Genomic DNA, 14,320 nt, shown 5'->3' on the forward strand with positions numbered 1-14,320 from the left:
CAGAGCACGGTTTCGCCACGGAGCCTGGACCTCCGCACGTACGGGTGCCCCCGCAGGCGGGTCTGCGGGGGCACCCCTTTCACGGGGGTCAGGCGGGCGGCCGCTGGGCGGGGCCGAGCTTGAGGCTGACGCTGTTGCCGTCGCCCGGGATGATCAGGTTGATCAGCGGCGTCGCGAGCAGGCAGTGCTCGAACTTCGGGATGGTGTACTCGCCCGAGAGGGTGCCGCCGGTGAGCGGATTGAAGCCCGGCTCGCTGGTGAGGTCGAGTACCGCGGGGACTTCGGTCTGGCAGGAGTTCCCGATCGGGGTGGGAATTCCCGCGACCTTGAGATTCTTGAGCCGCAGGGTGAGTTTCGTGGTGCTCTCGACCGCACCGGTCTTGTTGTCGATGGTGCCCTTGGTGGGCTCGGACTCGATGAATTCCGTCGTCACCGAGACGGGCACGATCCCGATCATGTGGAACTCCCCCTTCGCGGGCGGGAGTTTCGTGTTCGCGCTGAGCGTGCCCGCCGCCAGGTCGGCCGTCGCCTCCAGGGTCCCGGGGCCGAGCGTGAGGTCGGAGTCGGTCCCCTTCAGATGCGTGGTGCCCGACAGGGGATAGTCGAGCCGGACCGGCGCGGCATGGGCGGCGCCCGTGGTGGTGGTCATCAGCGCGGCGGTGGCGCCCAGCGCGAGGGCGGTACGGAGGGCGGCTCTTCGGCCCCGGTGCGAGGTGGACGTCGAGGGTTTCATCACGGCTCCAGGAGGGTGCGGAGAGGCGGTGCGCGGGAGGCGGTGCGGCGAGCGGTGCGCGTACGGATACGGCCTTGCGGAGCACTTCCGCGTACGGGAGAGGCGGCGCGGGCCAGAGCGCGCACAGCGGCGGCCGGACCCGGACACGGAATTCCTACGACACGAACACACGAACACACGAACACGATCAGGAGCAGAAACGCGAACACGCTCACACTGCGCGGGAAGTGAGGGAAAGGGGGCTGAACTCGCCTGTTCTGCGGGCTCGCCGGCCAGACGTTACACACGGGTAACCTGGCGGGCAATAAGGAATTGCCGAACAGCGCGCATTGCCGCGGCCGGGGCTCGGTTCTTGTCAACGGGCCAGTAGGGCGGGCCCGTTGACTTGTCTCCGGGTGAGTATCCGCAGGAGCCCTGCGCCGGGGCCCGGGACGGTCGCGGGTCAACGCCGTCTGCTCTGCCGGGAGTTCGCTCCCGCCGCTCCGGACCGGTCATGGCGACGGGGGCGAGGCGGGCCTCCCGGTGCCCTCCTCGCCCCCGTCGCCGCGGGTGGCCGTCCGCTCAGCCCACGTCGAGGACGATCTTGCCGGAGGCGGTGCGGTCGTCCAGAGCGCGCAGGGCCGCGGCCGCGTCGTCCAGGGCGTAGGAGCCGCCGAGGACCGGGTCCAGGCGCCCGGCCTCCAGGTGGGGGAGCAGGTCCCGCCACTGCTCCTGCAGATACGCGGGGCGGGCCAGCCAGTAGGCGCCCCAGCCGACGCCCCGTACGTCGATGTTGTTGAGCAGCAGCCGGTTCACCTTCACGGTCGGGATCTCGCCGCCGGTGAAGCCGATGACGAGCAGGCGCCCCTCGGGGGCGAGGCTGCGCAGCGAGTCGGTGAAGCGGTCGCCGCCCACCGGGTCGACCACCACGTCCACCCCGCGGCCGCCGGTCAGCTCCTTCACCGCGGGCAGGAAGCCCTCGGCGAGCACCACCTCGTCGGCCCCCGCCTTGCGGGCGACCTCGCCCTTCGCCTCCGAGGAGACCACGGCCACCACCCGGGCGCCGAGGGCCGCGGCCAGCTGGACGGCGGCGGTGCCCACGCCGCCCGCCGCGCCGTGCACGAGCACGGTCTCGCCGGCGCGCAGCCCGGCCCGCCGGACGAAGGCGAAGTGGGCGGTGAGGTAGTTCATCGGCAGGCCCGCACCGGCCGCGAAGGACAGGCGCTCGGGCAGCGGGAAGACCATCGCGGGATCGGCGGCCACCTGCTCGGCGAAGCCGCCGAAGCCCGGGAAGGCGGCGACGCGCTGCCCCGCGGTGAAGCCGGAGCCCGCCGGGGCCTCGCGGACCACCCCGGCCACCTCGGAACCGGGGACGAACGGCGGCTCGGGCTTGAGCTGGTAGGCACCCCGGGTCAGGAGCACGTCCGGGTAGGTCACCCCCGCCGCCCGTACGTCGATCAGGACCTGCCCCTCCTGGCGCTCCGGCGGGCCGATCTCCGCGACCTCCACCGCATCCGGTCCTTCGAGCCGTACCACCCGCACCGCGCGCATCCGCATTGTCCTTTCCCAGACGTCGACCCTGCCGAGGTTAGGGCAGCTCCTGAGCATTGCTCAATAGCGGTCGGGTCCGCGGCGCGGGTCGCGGCGCTCCCGCGCGGCCGTCGCGCCGGGCCGGGATCCGCGCTCGGCGACCCGTGCGGCCGGGGTGGCCAGAGGGGTGCAAGAGCCACCAACCACCCGCAATATCCGGCCTGTTGTGCGCTCGTCACGGGAATTTCACTCCGGCATCTACCCGCATAGAGCCGGGCGCGGCACCATATGGCCGCCCCCCATCCCCTGCTCCTCCACTTGCCGGGAGACCTGATGCGCAAGCACGCACGCGCCCTCGCCGCGGCCTTCACCGCCGCCGCCACGACCGCCCTGACCCTGCTCGCCACCGCCCCCGCCGAGGCGGCGCTGCCCACCCCGATCGCGGCCAGCACCGCCCGCTCCTACCTGTCCTCGATGAGCGCCACCGCCGAGCACTCCATGAGCGGCTACAGCCGGGACCTCTTCCCGCACTGGATCACCGTCAGCGGCGCCTGCGACACCCGCGAGACCATCCTCAAGCGGGACGGTTCGGGGGTCGTCACCGACTCCTCCTGCAAGGCCACCAGCGGCAGTTGGTACTCGCCCTACGACGGGGCCACCTGGAGCGCCGCCTCCGACGTCGACATCGACCACCTGATCCCGCTGGCCGAGGCCTGGGGCAGCGGTGCCTGGAACTGGAGCACCGCCAAGCGCCAGCAGCTCGCCAACGACCTGACCCGGCCGCAGCTCCTCGCGGTCACCGACAACGTCAACCAGTCCAAGGGCGACAAGGACCCCGCGGACTGGTGGCCCTCCCGCACCGCCTACAAGTGCACCTACGCCCGCGCCTGGGTGCAGGTGAAGCACTACTACGGGCTGAGCGTCGACTCCGCCGAGAAGAGCGCGCTCAGCTCGGTCCTCAACGGCTGCTGAGCCCTGCCCCTTTGCGGCCTGGCCTGTCCACCCCGGTCGAGCACCCCGGGGTGGACAGGCCAGGCCCCTGGGGTGGAGCCGTCCTCGGCCGCCTCCTCCCGCCGCTGTCCCGGAGCACGCCCTTCCGTACCGGAACCGGTGGCCGGATCCCGGTGCTCTGCGCGTGCGGCCTCCCGAAGCGGGTAGCGGAACTCGCACGCCGGAGCACCGGGAAAGACGGAGGCAGGACCGATGAAGCAGGCACGTGGCAAGAGCGCCAAGGGCGCCAAGGGCGGTACGGACGACAAGGGTCCCCGGGAGGACGCGGGCACCGTCCCTGCGAACGGCGGGGCGCCGGCGCCGATGTTCCTGCGGGTTCTGGTGATGCTGCTCGCCTTCGGGCTCATGGTCGGCTTCGCGGTGGTACTCGCCCGCCTCACCCTGGAGCCCTCGGCCAGTTCGGAGGCGCTGACCCACAACAACCTGAGCCCCGGCAGCTCGATCCGGGACTACCTCGCCCGGCCCGCCTTCCGCGACACGGTCAAGCAGCTCGGCGGCAACCTCCTGCTCGGCGTCCCCTTCGGCCTGCTGCTTCCGGTCCTCGCGCCGCGGACCCGCGGGCTGCTGCGGATCGCCTTTCTGACCGCATTTGTCATGTTCCTGGTAGAGCTTACCCAGGGCGCCTTCGTGACCGGGCGCGCCTTCGACGTCGACGACGTCCTGCTCAACACCACGGGCGCGCTCGCCGGTTACCTCCTCCTCGGCCGCCGGGTGAGCCGGGCGCTGCACCCGCGCCGTACGCACTGGTGGCACCGCTTCACCCGCCGCTCCACCGCGGAGAGCTGAGCCCCCTCCCGGCGTCGACGGGGCCGTACACGCCGCTCCGCCCGCTGTCCCTCCTGCTGCGGCATCCGTGCACATCGGGTGCCGCAGCAGTCGTATGCGTGCCGCCCGCCTTCCTGGCGCGAGAACCGGTGACCGTTTTGGCGGGAATTAGTGCCTCTTTCCCTGTCTCATCACCATCACCGCTCTTTGCGCGAAATAACTCGCCTTGTATCCCTTGCCTGAGTCGCCGCACGGCGAATGGTTGCACCGCGAGCCAGTGACATGCGTCACTCTCCGCCGGATATCGCGGAGTGATCTCCAAGCCCATTTCCCTTTCCCGGAAGCCGAGTTGTGCTGCCCGCTGAGGCCTGCGCCACTCCGGAACTCTCCCGGTTTTCCCGTCGTGGATTGCATCCGCTAATCAGGGACTTGTTCCCTGCCGCCGGATTCGCTTAGCGTCACCGCAATCCGGATGGACGCCTAATCCTGCCGCTGTCCGGTCACCGCACTCACTCGCCAGGCAGGAGCGGGGAACCCAATATCACCGCCGGTCCGAAACGGAACGGCTCGGGGTGAAGTCGTGCGCGCCACGGCCGGGCATCTCCAGCCCGAACCCGACAGCTCACCTCGCAGGCGACGGAGAGGAATCCACCATGGCCAAAAAGGGCAAGCACCGTCGTCCGAAGAGCAGTTCGCTCACCCGTTCCGTCGTCGCCGCGGGCACCGGCGGCGCCGCTCTCGTCCTGCCGATGATGGCCGCGACCGGCGCGAACGCGGCCGACTCGGCCAAGTCGTCCGCTCCCGAGAAGAGCAGCGCGGCCGCCACCGCCGAGAAGTCCGAGAAGAAGAAGGACGCCCCCGCCACGTACTCCGTGGTCGCCGGCGACTACCTCTCGAAGATCGCTCAGGACCAGTCCGTCGACGGCGGCTGGAAGCGGCTCTACCAGGACAACCGGAAGGCCGTCGGTGACGACCCGTCACTGATCCGCCCGGGCCTGAAGCTCACCATCAACGCCCCGGCCACGTCGAAGTCCCAGGAAAAGCCGGCCTCCGACACCACGGCCTCGAAGACTTCGTCGAGTGAATCCGCGGAACCCGCCACGTATTCCGACGACCTCGACGGCTGGATCAAAGAATCGCTCGCGGTGATGGCCGAGCACGGAATTCCCGGCTCCTACGAGGGAATTGAGCGCAACATCCTGCGCGAGTCCTCCGGCAACCCCTCGGCCGTCAACAACTGGGACTCGAACGCGGCGGCCGGAACCCCGTCGAAGGGCCTGCTCCAGGTCATTCCGCCGACCTTCGAGGCGTACCACGTGCCGGGCACCTCGACGGACATCTTCGACCCGGTCGCGAACATCACGGCCGCGTGCAACTACGCCGCCGACAACTACGGCTCGATCGACAACGTCGACGGACCGTACTGATCCACCCGCCACCTCGATCCGTCTCCACCCGTCTCCACCCGAGCGTGCCGGTGTGCGCCCCGACAGGGGAAGCGCACCGGCACGCTCTGTCACGCCCCGGCTCCGGGGGCCGCCGCTCGGGGCTTCACCCGAATGGCCCCTGGCCGATGGCCGCGGTGGCGGAGCCCGCCCACGCTCGGTATGACGTCCACCCGAGTGAAGGAGTCCGGTCATGGCGCAGACGGTGAACAGGCCGGGAGGCTCGCGCAGCGACCCGTCCGGCGGCGCGTGGATCACGGGCGGCACCATGTTCGCGGGCACTCTGATGTTCGTCGGGGGAGTGCTGGCCATCCTCACCGGGATCGCGGGCATCTCCGACGACGACGTCTACGGCCGCGTCGGCAACTACGTGTACGAGTTCGATGTCTCCGCATGGGGCTGGACCCACCTCATCCTCGGCATCGTGCTGGTCCTCACCGGCCTCGGCATCCTCAGCGGAGTGGCCTGGGCGCGCACGCTCGGCGTGGTGATCGCCTCGCTCCATCTGATCGCCAACTTCATGTGGCTGCCGTACTCCCCGGTGTGGGCCATCGTGGCGGTCGCCATCGACGGCTTCGTGATCTGGGCACTCTGCGGCAGCATGCGCACCGCGGGCCCCCGCACCTGACCGCGGGGCACGCCATGGCGCACACCGACCCACAGCAGGACAGCGACGATCCCGGGCAGGCCGGCCAGGCACCCCGGCGGGCCGGCGACGACCCGCAGTACGACCGCGTGGGCGACCTGTACCGCCAGTACAAGATGTCCGCCACCGCCCCCGTCCCCGAACTGGGCCTCTTCCTGCGGCTCCTCGGGGACGTGGCGGGTCAGCGGGTCCTGGACCTGGCCACGGGGTACGGCTTCTACGCCCGCACCGCGCACGGCCTCGGCACCGCCGAGGTCGTCGGCGTGGACCTCTCGCCCGAGATGGTCCGACGCGCCGAGTCGGCCACCGGGGACCCGGCGGTCCGCTTCCACGTCGGTGACGCCCGCGACCTGCCCGACCTCGGCAGCTTCGACACGGTCACCGCCGTCTGGCTGTTCAACTACGCCGACTCACCAGCGGAGTTGACCGCGATGGCCGCGAGCGCGCGCCGGGCGCTAAGGCCCGGGGGACGCCTGGTCGCGATCACCGTGAATCCCGGCTACGAGGTGCACGGCCCGGACTGGACCCGGTACGGCCTGCGGGTGCACCGCGCCGAGCCCGCCGAGGGGCGGCACCGGCTCCGTATCGCGCTGATCGCCCCGGAGGCCGACATCCCGCTGTCGATGTCCCGCTGGGATGCCGACGTCTACGCCCGGGCGCTGGCGGAGGCCGGCTTCGGCCCGCCGTCCTGGGCGCTGCCGGACGAGGAGAGCATCCCGGCCGAGGAGTTCGCGAGCCGCGGGGCCGACTACTGGGCCACCGCGCTCGCCAACCCGTTCCCGGCGGGTTTCACGGCCGCGGTCCCCGACTGATCCGCCGCTGCGCCGCGGGCGGTCCGCCACGGCGGTGACCGGCGGCGATGCCGCGCATCCGGCCGTCCGGCGCGGGCGAGAGGCCCCGCCGAGGCGGCCCGACTCCTGCGCGCACCCTTGACAGGAACAATGGTCTGGACCAGCTTGTACGTTCATCGGTGGCCACCGACCCCCACACCCAAGTTCCCGCACGGGGCGCGCAGTCGACGCTGCCCGCCCGGTGCGGAGCGCATTTCCGGGAGGCCATGCAGTGCACAGCAGAGTACGTCCCCGCACGCTCAAAGCCGTTCTCGTCGCCGGGGTGCTCGCCGCCGCGGGCCTCGCCGCCCCCACGGTGAGCGCCGCACAGGAGGCCGCGCCGTTGGTCAGCAGCAAGGCGGGCCCGGCCGCTGTCCCGGCGCACGCCGTGACCGGCTACTGGCAGAACTTCGACAACGGGGCGACCGTCCAGACCCTCGCCGAGGTGCAGGACGACTACGACATCGTTGCCGTCGCCTTCGCCGACGCGACCGGGACCCCGGGCGAGGTGACCTTCAACCTCGACTCGGCGGGCCTCGGCGGCTATAGCGTCGAGCAGTTCAAGGAGGACGTCGCCGCCAAGCAGGCCGACGGGAAGTCCGTGATCATCTCCATCGGCGGCGAGAAGGGCACGGTCAGCGTCACCGATGACGCCTCCGCCACCGCCTTCGCCGACTCGGTGTACGCGCTGATGCAGGAGTACGGCTTCGACGGTGTCGACATCGACCTGGAGAACGGCCTCAACTCGACGTACATGACCAAGGCGCTCAAGTCCCTGGGCGAGAAGGCCGGTTCGGACTTCGTGCTGACGATGGCGCCGCAGACCATCGACATGCAGTCGACCGAGAACGAGTACTTCAAGACGGCGCTGAACGTGAAGGACCTGCTCACCGTCGTCAACATGCAGTACTACAACAGCGGTTCGATGCTCGGCTGCGACGGCCAGGTCTACTCCCAGGGCACCGTCGACTTCCTGACCGGCCTCGCCTGCATCCAGCTCGAAGGCGGTCTCGACCCCTCGCAGGTCGGGATCGGCGTGCCGGCCTCCACCAAGGGCGCGGGCAGCGGCTATGTGGAGCCCTCGGTGGTGAACAACGCCCTCGACTGCCTCACCCAGGGCACCAACTGCGGTTCCTTCAAGCCCTCGAAGACCTACCCGGGGCTGCGCGGCGCGATGACCTGGTCGACGAACTGGGACGCCGCGGCGGGCAACTCCTGGTCCGGCGCGGTCGGTCCGCACGTCCACGGACTGCCGTAGCCCGTACCCCTCGGCAGCTCGTACGTACGCGGAACCGGCGGCGGCCCGGGTCGCGGAGAAACCGTCTCCGCGGACCCGGGCCGCCACCGCTTGAGGCACCGAGGGCGCGCCCCTGCCCTCAGGAGCTGTGCAGGAACCCGTCCCCGTGCAGGGCGACATGGGCCTCCAGGGCGTTGAGCGCGTCCCCGGTCGCCTGCGGGGTGCCGGTGCCGTGGCGTTCCGCGTAGTAGGCGGCGCCGAGCTTGCGCAGCAGGTCGTTGCCCGCGCGCTGCTGCTGTACCTCGTCGACCTTCTGCTTGCCCTGGTTCAGCGCGCTCTGCGCCTGCTCCTTGGCCCGGTCGAGAAATCCACTCATGTCTGTCTCCCATCGCTCGGGGGAATCGTTGCCCACGCGCGGGATCCGTATGTTCATCCGGAAGGGTGAGGACGAGGCCCGCCCGTCCAAGCCTCGCAGCTTCCCCGGCGGTATGCCCGGCGGCGGAGCGGCTCCATCCCCCTCGGCGCGGTGGCCCCGGTTCAGTGCCGGTGGTCCCGGTCGCGCTCCTCGCTGATGCGGACCAGGCGTGCGAAGTCGACGGCCACGCCCCGCAGCAGCAGGTCCACGAGCGCCCGCGCCCCCGCCCGGTCCACGGGGGCGCCGCCGAGCAGGGCCCGCTGGTACACCACCGAGGCCAGCAGATCGGTGAGCAGGGCCGGGTCGGTGCCGGGCAGCAGATCGCCCCGGTCGACGGCGCGGCGCACCGCGGTGGCCGCCGCGCTCCGGCTCGGTGTGATCAGCTGCTCCACCAGCTGCCGGTGGAGTTCCGGGTCCGCCGCGCAGTCGGCGAGCAGCGGGGCGAGCACCCCCGGCGGCAGCCGCTCGTCGAGCGCCTCGGCGAGCAGTTGCACGCTCTGGTGGAGATCGCAGCGGGTGCAGCCGTTGTCCGGCACCGGCGGCGCCACCATCACCGAGGCGAGCGCGTCGATGACCAGCCGCTGCCGCACCGGCCAGCGGCGCCGTATGGCCGCCTTCGTCGTCCCGGCCCGCGCCGCCACCTTCTCCATCGCGAAGGCGGCGTACCCGGCCTCGCCGAGCAGGCCCACGGCGGCGCCGAGCACCGCCGCGTCGATCGCGGGGTCGCGCGGGCGCCCGGCGGCGGTCCGGGCCGTCACCGCCCGGCGTCCTGCGGATACCAGCGCAGCTCGACGGTGTTGCCGTCCGGATCGCTCACGTACACCGACTCGGCCTCGCCGCGGGCGCCCCAGCGGCCGACCGGGCCCTCCAGCACGCGCAGCTCCCCGGAATCGACGACCTGCTGCCAGTCCAGCGGCTCCACGACCAGGCAGATGTGGTCCACATTGGACTCGCCGCGGGGGCCCTGGAAGAGGTCGATGACGGTGTCCGGGCTCACCCGCACCGAGGGGAACGGCACCTTCCCGGCCCGCCACTCCGCGACCCGCTCGCCCGCCAGGCCGAGCGGACCGCAGTAGAAGTCGAGGGAGCGCTCGACATCGCTGACATTGAGCACCAGATGGTCGAAGCCGGTGACGCGCATGAGGACTCCTCGAAGAGGCGGTACGGCGAGCGGGGCGGCGGGCACGGACGGGTCGCGAGCGTGGACGGCCGCCGCGCGGCTGCGCCGTGCCGAGGCCGAGACTGATTACGATCCGAACCGGTTCGGATCGTAATCCCGTACCGGGAGCAGGGTCAACACCGCTCTCCGTTCCCCGCGGGTCCCGGCCGCTCCCCGCCGGTCTCAGCTGCCCTCCGCCGCCTCCAGCACCTCACGCACCTCCTCGGCGCTCGTCTCCTCGATCGTCTCGCCGAGGACCAGCCAGCGGGTGACGCCCACGTCCGCCAGGAAGGAGAGGTCGTGGCCGGCGATGAGCAGGGCCCCCTCGTAGGAGTCGAGGGCGCTCGTCAGCTGCCGGACGCTGGCCAGGTCCAGGTTGTTCGTCGGCTCGTCCAGCATCAGCAGCTGCGGGGCGGGGGCGGCCAGCATCGTCGCCGCGAGGGCGGCCCGGAACCGCTCGCCGCCGGAGAGGGTGCCCGCGGGCTGCTCCGCACGGGCGCCCCGGAACAGGAAGCGGGCCAGTTGCGCGCGGATCTCGTTCTCGGAGACGCCCGGCGCACTGCGGGCCACGTTCGCGGCGACGCTCAACTCCTCGTCCAGTACGTCGAGTCGCTGGGGAAGGAAGCGCAGCGGAACGAAGGTGCGGGCTTCACCGGCCAGCGGCTCCAGCTCGCCCGTGAGGGTGCGCAGCAGCGTCGTCTTGCCCGCGCCGTTGCGTCCGACCAGGGCGATCCGCTCCGGCCCGCGCACCTCGAGGCTGCCCTCGCGCAGCTTCCCGAAGCGCGGGCGCAGTCCGCTCAGGCTCAGCACTCCGCGGCCCGCGGGCACGGCCGTGTGCGGGAGGCCGACCCGGATCTCGGCGTCGGTACGGATCGCCTCGGCGGCCTCCTCGCGCCGCTCGCGCGCCTGCTGGAGCCGGTCCTCCTGCAGGCCGCGCAGCTTGTCCCCGGACTCCTGCGCGGACCGCTTGCGCTCTCCGGCGACGATCCTCGGCGCGCGCCGCTGGGCGTCCATCTTCCTGCTGTGCCGCTGGCGGCGGGCCACCTTCACCTGCGCCTCCTCCAACTCCCGCCGCTGCCTGCGCACATCGGCCTCGGCGGCCCGCAACGTCCGCCCTGCCGCCTCCTGTTGGGCGGCCAGCGCCTCCTGGTAGGCGCTCCAGCCGCCGCCGTACCAGCTCACCGCGCCCGCGTGCAGCTCGGCGATGCGGTCCACGCGCTCCAGCAGTTCCCGGTCGTGGCTGACCACGATGAGCACTCCGGAGCGCCAGGAGTCGACCGCCTCGTACAGCCTGCGGCGGGCAAGCAGGTCCAGGTTGTTGGTGGGTTCGTCGAGGAGCAGGACGTCGGGGCGCTCCAGGAGGAGGGCGGCAAGGCGCAGCAGTACGGTCTCGCCGCCGGACATCTCGCCGACGGTCCGGTCGAGTCCGAGCCCGCCGAGGCCGAGCGAGCCGAGGGTGGCCAGCGCCCGCTCCTCGACGTCCCAGTCCTCGCCGATCGTCTCGAAGTGCTCCTCGCGCACATCGCCGGACTCGACGCACCGCAGCGCCGCCCGGCGGTCCGCGATGCCGAGCGCCTCCTCGACGCGGAGCCCCGTGTCGAGGGTGAGGTCCTGCGGCAGATGGGCGAGGTTCCCGCCGACGGTCACCGAACCCTCGGCGGGGCGCAGGGCTCCGGCGAGCAGCCGCAGCAGCGTCGACTTGCCCGCGCCGTTGCCGCCGACGAGACCGATGCGGCCGCGGGGCGCGGTGAAGGAGAGCGAGTCGAAGACGGTGGTGCCGTCCGGCCAGCGGAAGGACAGGGCGGAGCAGGTCACAGCGGCGCCGGGGGTGGCGGAATGGGGCATGGGATCTCCCGGTCAGGAGCGCGGTGGGAAGGGGGCTGCTCAGGCGAACACCGGGCGACGACTGACGGAGAGGGGCGAGTCCCTGCGAGAAGCGCGGGCGGCTCGGCACCGAGGTCGCATGCACGCGGGGTCACGGACGGCGACAGCGCCGATCGGACGTGACGGCGTACGGCCGAGAGCCGTACCGCGCGATGATCGCGAACCTCAGATGCGCAACGTCCACCTCTATCTCCGACAACAGGACCCGGCCACTGTAACCGAGAGCGGGGGAGCGCGGCAGCGGGTTTTCCGGGCGGGGGAGCGGGGGCGCCTCGCCGGACGCCACGCACCCTGGCTGCTCGGCGCCGCCCCGGAGGCCCGGTCGGCGGAGCTGAGGACGGCGCTGCCGCCCAGCCGGCGAGTGCCCCGGTCGACGCCCACCCGCACAGCGGCCGCTCCACCGCCACCGTGGCGCTGGGCCCTCCTCGCCGCCCCCTCCGAGGGTGCCCTCGACGCCCTCCCCCCTCGCCCCCCTTCGCCACCGCACTCCGACCACCTGCGCGTCGCCCAGGAGGCCGTCCACCTCATCCCCTTCGACCCGGCTCTCGCCTCGCCGGGCTTCCGGGAGCTGCGGCGGCTGAAGCCGCGCACCGAGCAGGCGTACGCCGAGCTCGCGGCCGAACTCCTGCGCTAGCGGCGGTACGTGAGGGACATCGGAGCGGGCCTACGGGGCAACCGCCCTGCTACGTGGGCGAGTTCCAGTCGATGTGATGGTGCAGATGCCAGGTGGCGCTGTGGTGCCGGGGGTCGGTCTTGCGGGCCTCGGGCCTGGCCTTGGTCTGATTGGCCTGGTCGGTCTGCTCGATGATCTCCTCGACCCGGGGGCGGCGCAGCGCCTCGTAGGCGGCGAAGGCCTCGGGGTGCGGGTGGTCGCGCAGGCACCGGGCCAGCTGCACGGCGCTCTCCAGGGCCAGGCTGGCGCCCTGCCCGCTGGTGGGCGAGGTGGCGTGCAGGGAGTCCCCGACGAGCACGATCCGGCCCCGGTGCCAGGTGGGCGTCGGGGGTGTCAGCTCCAGGGGGCCGGTCATGAGCAGCTGGTCCGGGTCGGTGAGGTCGAGCATGGCGACGGCCGGGGAGTCGTCGTCCGTATAGGCCGCGCGGAGCGTCCGCAGCCACTCCTGGGGGGTGGTCTTGCGGACCTCTTGGAGCGTGAGGTGCTCCGGATGCGGCAGATTGGCGAACCAGCCGCCGGAACGGTCCTCCTGGCTGAGATAGCCGAACGAGGCCCGCTTGCCGTGGGTGATGTGCAGCTTGCCGCCGGTGGGCGGGGTGCGGGTGTCCGCGAGCGGCGCGGCGAAGCCGAGCAGACCGGCGTAATGCGGCGGCGGATTCTCCGCGTTGATGAGCGTGCGGACCGTGGAACGGATGCCGTCCGCGCCGATGAGGATATCGGCCTGCGCGGTGCTGCCGTCGGCGAAGTGCGCGGTGATATGGGTGGGGGATTCCTCGGCGGTGAGGAATTTCTTGTTGCGGTGGGTGGTGATGCCGCGTTCCCTGCTCTGGTCGTGGAGCGTCCGGTAGAGGTCCGTACGCCAGACGAAATGGAGCGGCGGCAGTTCCTCGGGGAGCGCCAGCTCCGCCACCTTCACATTCTGGGCGTTGGTGATGACATTGCCGTAGAGCGGTGTCCCGATGGCGCGCACCGGTTCATCGGCGTCGATGGCGCCGAGCGCGTCGAGGCCGTTCGGGGCGATGCTGATCCCGCCGCCTATTCCGTCGGCGGTGGTGTCATAGGCCTCGTAGATCGTGGCCTCGACACCCGCCTTTCTGAGCGCCATGGCGACCGCGGGCCCCGCGATTCCCCCGCCGATGACAATCGCCGTACGGGCGCGGGCGGTGGTGCCGGAATCGGTGCCGTTACCGGTACCCGCTCGGTTTTCCTGGCCGGGTGGCGTCATGGGCCTTTTTCCTTTGCCTTGTCGATTGCCGTTTCCGTCGTCCGCGGAGGGGTTCGCTTTCGCTGCGGAGGGGGCCGGGGGTGAGGGTAGGCGGGCGGCGGCGGCTTGTGCGAGTGCGAGGTTTCCGCGGTTGAACGGCGGGCGGGGATGCGGTAGTTGGGGCGCCGGTCCGTGTGCGGTGTGCGGGCGGCCGAGGTGTGTTGACGCTGGGGCCGGGTGGTTGGTTGCTTAGGAGGGTCGGCTTTTTGGTGCTCCGCGACCGGAAGGGGTGGTGGGTGTGTTCGAGGGCGATGGGGAAGGTGACGTGGAGTTGAGGCGTCGCCAGCGCGCGGTGGTGGAGGACTATCTGAGCCGGCAGGGGGAGGGGCGGCTCGACCGCTATCTGCTCTTCACCGAGGAAGGCAGCGCGGGCCTGTACACGGCGGATACGCGCAAGCCGGTCGTCTCCCGCGGACACGCGGTACTGAAGGCCCATGGGGAATGGTCGCTGAAGATGTTCCCGGACTGGGTCTGGTACAACATCGAGGTGTTCGAGACGCAGGACCCGAACCGCTTCTGGGTGGAGTGCGACGGCAAGGGGAAGATCTGCTACCCGGGATATCCCGAGGGGTATTACGAGAACCACTTCCTGCATGCCTTCCGGCTGCGTGACGGACTGATCGAGGAACAGCGGGAGTTCATGAATCCCTTCAATCAGCTCTATGCGCTGGGAATCGACATCCCGGTGATCAACCGGGGAAAGATCCCCACCTCATGACGCCGGAGCCCGGAACACACGGCGCTGATGC

At 71.4% G+C, this 14,320-nt stretch carries 15 protein-coding genes and 1 riboswitch; of the genes, 8 read left to right on the plus strand and 7 right to left on the minus strand.

The window, feature by feature from the left end:
- Positions 1 to 88: 88 nt before the first annotated feature.
- The gene (locus MID12_RS31785; protein ID WP_052482930.1) at positions 89 to 733 is read right to left on the minus strand and encodes a hypothetical protein; all 645 of its coding nucleotides are present in this window, start codon (positions 731 to 733) and stop codon (positions 89 to 91) included.
- Between the two features lie 561 nt (positions 734 to 1,294).
- Positions 1,295 to 2,263: an NADPH:quinone oxidoreductase family protein gene (locus tag MID12_RS31790; RefSeq protein ID WP_263172666.1), complete on the minus strand. Its 969-nt coding sequence runs from the start codon at positions 2,261 to 2,263 to the stop codon at positions 1,295 to 1,297.
- 312 nt (positions 2,264 to 2,575) lie between these two features.
- On the opposite strand from MID12_RS31790, the gene MID12_RS31795 reads away from it, so the two are divergent.
- The 6 genes from MID12_RS31795 to MID12_RS31820 all read left to right on the plus strand — a co-directional run bounded on the left by MID12_RS31795 (position 2,576) and on the right by MID12_RS31820 (position 8,197).
- Positions 2,576 to 3,214: an HNH endonuclease family protein gene (locus tag MID12_RS31795; protein ID WP_263172668.1), complete on the plus strand. Its 639-nt coding sequence runs from the start codon at positions 2,576 to 2,578 to the stop codon at positions 3,212 to 3,214.
- A gap of 231 nt (positions 3,215 to 3,445) precedes the next feature.
- A complete protein-coding gene (locus MID12_RS31800; protein WP_244296382.1) occupies positions 3,446 to 4,039 on the plus strand; it encodes a VanZ family protein in 594 nt (197 codons plus the stop codon).
- Positions 4,040 to 4,485: 446 nt separating this feature from the next.
- Positions 4,486 to 4,667, plus strand: a riboswitch (cyclic di-AMP (ydaO/yuaA leader).
- 4 nt (positions 4,668 to 4,671) lie between these two features.
- On the plus strand, positions 4,672 to 5,445 hold the full coding sequence (locus MID12_RS31805; RefSeq protein WP_040255751.1) for a transglycosylase SLT domain-containing protein: 774 nt from the start codon (positions 4,672 to 4,674) through the stop codon (positions 5,443 to 5,445).
- A 211-nt stretch (positions 5,446 to 5,656) separates the two neighbouring features.
- On the plus strand, positions 5,657 to 6,091 hold the full coding sequence (locus MID12_RS31810; protein ID WP_040255752.1) for a hypothetical protein: 435 nt from the start codon (positions 5,657 to 5,659) through the stop codon (positions 6,089 to 6,091).
- Positions 6,092 to 6,105: 14 nt separating this feature from the next.
- Positions 6,106 to 6,921, plus strand: a complete 816-nt coding sequence (locus tag MID12_RS31815) for a class I SAM-dependent methyltransferase (protein ID WP_052482932.1) — start codon at positions 6,106 to 6,108, stop codon at positions 6,919 to 6,921.
- A gap of 250 nt (positions 6,922 to 7,171) precedes the next feature.
- Positions 7,172 to 8,197 carry a chitinase gene (locus MID12_RS31820; RefSeq protein ID WP_078845352.1) on the plus strand — a complete coding sequence of 342 codons (1,026 nt, stop codon included), beginning with the start codon at positions 7,172 to 7,174 and terminating at the stop codon, positions 8,195 to 8,197.
- Positions 8,198 to 8,315: 118 nt separating this feature from the next.
- On the opposite strand, the gene MID12_RS31825 is transcribed toward MID12_RS31820, so the two are convergent.
- The 4 genes from MID12_RS31825 to MID12_RS31840 form a co-directional block, all read right to left on the minus strand.
- Positions 8,316 to 8,552: a hypothetical protein gene (locus tag MID12_RS31825; protein ID WP_040255754.1), complete on the minus strand. Its 237-nt coding sequence runs from the start codon at positions 8,550 to 8,552 to the stop codon at positions 8,316 to 8,318.
- A 161-nt stretch (positions 8,553 to 8,713) separates the two neighbouring features.
- A complete protein-coding gene (locus MID12_RS31830; protein WP_263172672.1) occupies positions 8,714 to 9,349 on the minus strand; it encodes a TetR/AcrR family transcriptional regulator in 636 nt (211 codons plus the stop codon).
- Positions 9,346 to 9,732, minus strand: coding sequence for a VOC family protein (locus tag MID12_RS31835; RefSeq protein ID WP_040255756.1), 387 nt, complete (start codon positions 9,730 to 9,732; stop codon positions 9,346 to 9,348). Before MID12_RS31835 ends, MID12_RS31830 begins: the two co-directional genes overlap by 4 nt.
- 201 nt (positions 9,733 to 9,933) lie before the next feature.
- Complete coding sequence (locus MID12_RS31840) at positions 9,934 to 11,595, minus strand: ATP-binding cassette domain-containing protein (RefSeq protein WP_263172674.1); 1,662 nt, start codon at positions 11,593 to 11,595, stop codon at positions 9,934 to 9,936.
- Between the two features lie 208 nt (positions 11,596 to 11,803).
- Here MID12_RS31840 and MID12_RS31845 point away from each other — a divergent pair, with 208 nt between their 5' ends.
- Positions 11,804 to 12,268, plus strand: a complete 465-nt coding sequence (locus MID12_RS31845; protein WP_263172677.1) for a hypothetical protein — start codon at positions 11,804 to 11,806, stop codon at positions 12,266 to 12,268.
- A gap of 49 nt (positions 12,269 to 12,317) precedes the next feature.
- On the opposite strand, the gene MID12_RS31850 is transcribed toward MID12_RS31845, so the two are convergent.
- Positions 12,318 to 13,532, minus strand: a complete 1,215-nt coding sequence (locus tag MID12_RS31850) for an FAD-dependent oxidoreductase (protein WP_263172679.1) — start codon at positions 13,530 to 13,532, stop codon at positions 12,318 to 12,320.
- A gap of 277 nt (positions 13,533 to 13,809) precedes the next feature.
- On the opposite strand from MID12_RS31850, the gene MID12_RS31855 reads away from it, so the two are divergent.
- On the plus strand, positions 13,810 to 14,289 hold the full coding sequence (locus tag MID12_RS31855; protein WP_244296383.1) for a PhzA/PhzB family protein: 480 nt from the start codon (positions 13,810 to 13,812) through the stop codon (positions 14,287 to 14,289).
- Positions 14,290 to 14,320: the final 31 nt, after the last annotated feature.

Origin of the sequence: Streptomyces sp. SCSIO ZS0520 (assembly GCF_025643355.1) — a bacterium.
Taxonomy (GTDB): Bacteria; Actinomycetota; Actinomycetes; order Streptomycetales; family Streptomycetaceae; genus Streptomyces; species Streptomyces physcomitrii.

What these genes read in the sequence shown, in the direction of transcription:
- MID12_RS31845 (WP_263172677.1), top strand. Translation starts at nt 11,804, where the DNA reads ATGCGCAACGTCCACCTCTATCTCCGACAACAGGACCCGGCCACTGTA.
- MID12_RS31850 (WP_263172679.1), bottom strand. Translation starts at nt 13,532, where the DNA reads ATGACGCCACCCGGCCAGGAAAACCGAGCGGGTACCGGTAACGGCACC.
- MID12_RS31785 (WP_052482930.1), bottom strand. Translation starts at nt 733, where the DNA reads ATGAAACCCTCGACGTCCACCTCGCACCGGGGCCGAAGAGCCGCCCTC.
- MID12_RS31815 (WP_052482932.1), top strand. Translation starts at nt 6,106, where the DNA reads ATGGCGCACACCGACCCACAGCAGGACAGCGACGATCCCGGGCAGGCC.
- MID12_RS31790 (WP_263172666.1), bottom strand. Translation starts at nt 2,263, where the DNA reads ATGCGCGCGGTGCGGGTGGTACGGCTCGAAGGACCGGATGCGGTGGAG.
- MID12_RS31805 (WP_040255751.1), top strand. Translation starts at nt 4,672, where the DNA reads ATGGCCAAAAAGGGCAAGCACCGTCGTCCGAAGAGCAGTTCGCTCACC.
- MID12_RS31800 (WP_244296382.1), top strand. Translation starts at nt 3,446, where the DNA reads ATGAAGCAGGCACGTGGCAAGAGCGCCAAGGGCGCCAAGGGCGGTACG.
- MID12_RS31835 (WP_040255756.1), bottom strand. Translation starts at nt 9,732, where the DNA reads ATGCGCGTCACCGGCTTCGACCATCTGGTGCTCAATGTCAGCGATGTC.
- MID12_RS31810 (WP_040255752.1), top strand. Translation starts at nt 5,657, where the DNA reads ATGGCGCAGACGGTGAACAGGCCGGGAGGCTCGCGCAGCGACCCGTCC.
- MID12_RS31840 (WP_263172674.1), bottom strand. Translation starts at nt 11,595, where the DNA reads ATGCCCCATTCCGCCACCCCCGGCGCCGCTGTGACCTGCTCCGCCCTG.
- MID12_RS31795 (WP_263172668.1), top strand. Translation starts at nt 2,576, where the DNA reads ATGCGCAAGCACGCACGCGCCCTCGCCGCGGCCTTCACCGCCGCCGCC.
- MID12_RS31825 (WP_040255754.1), bottom strand. Translation starts at nt 8,552, where the DNA reads ATGAGTGGATTTCTCGACCGGGCCAAGGAGCAGGCGCAGAGCGCGCTG.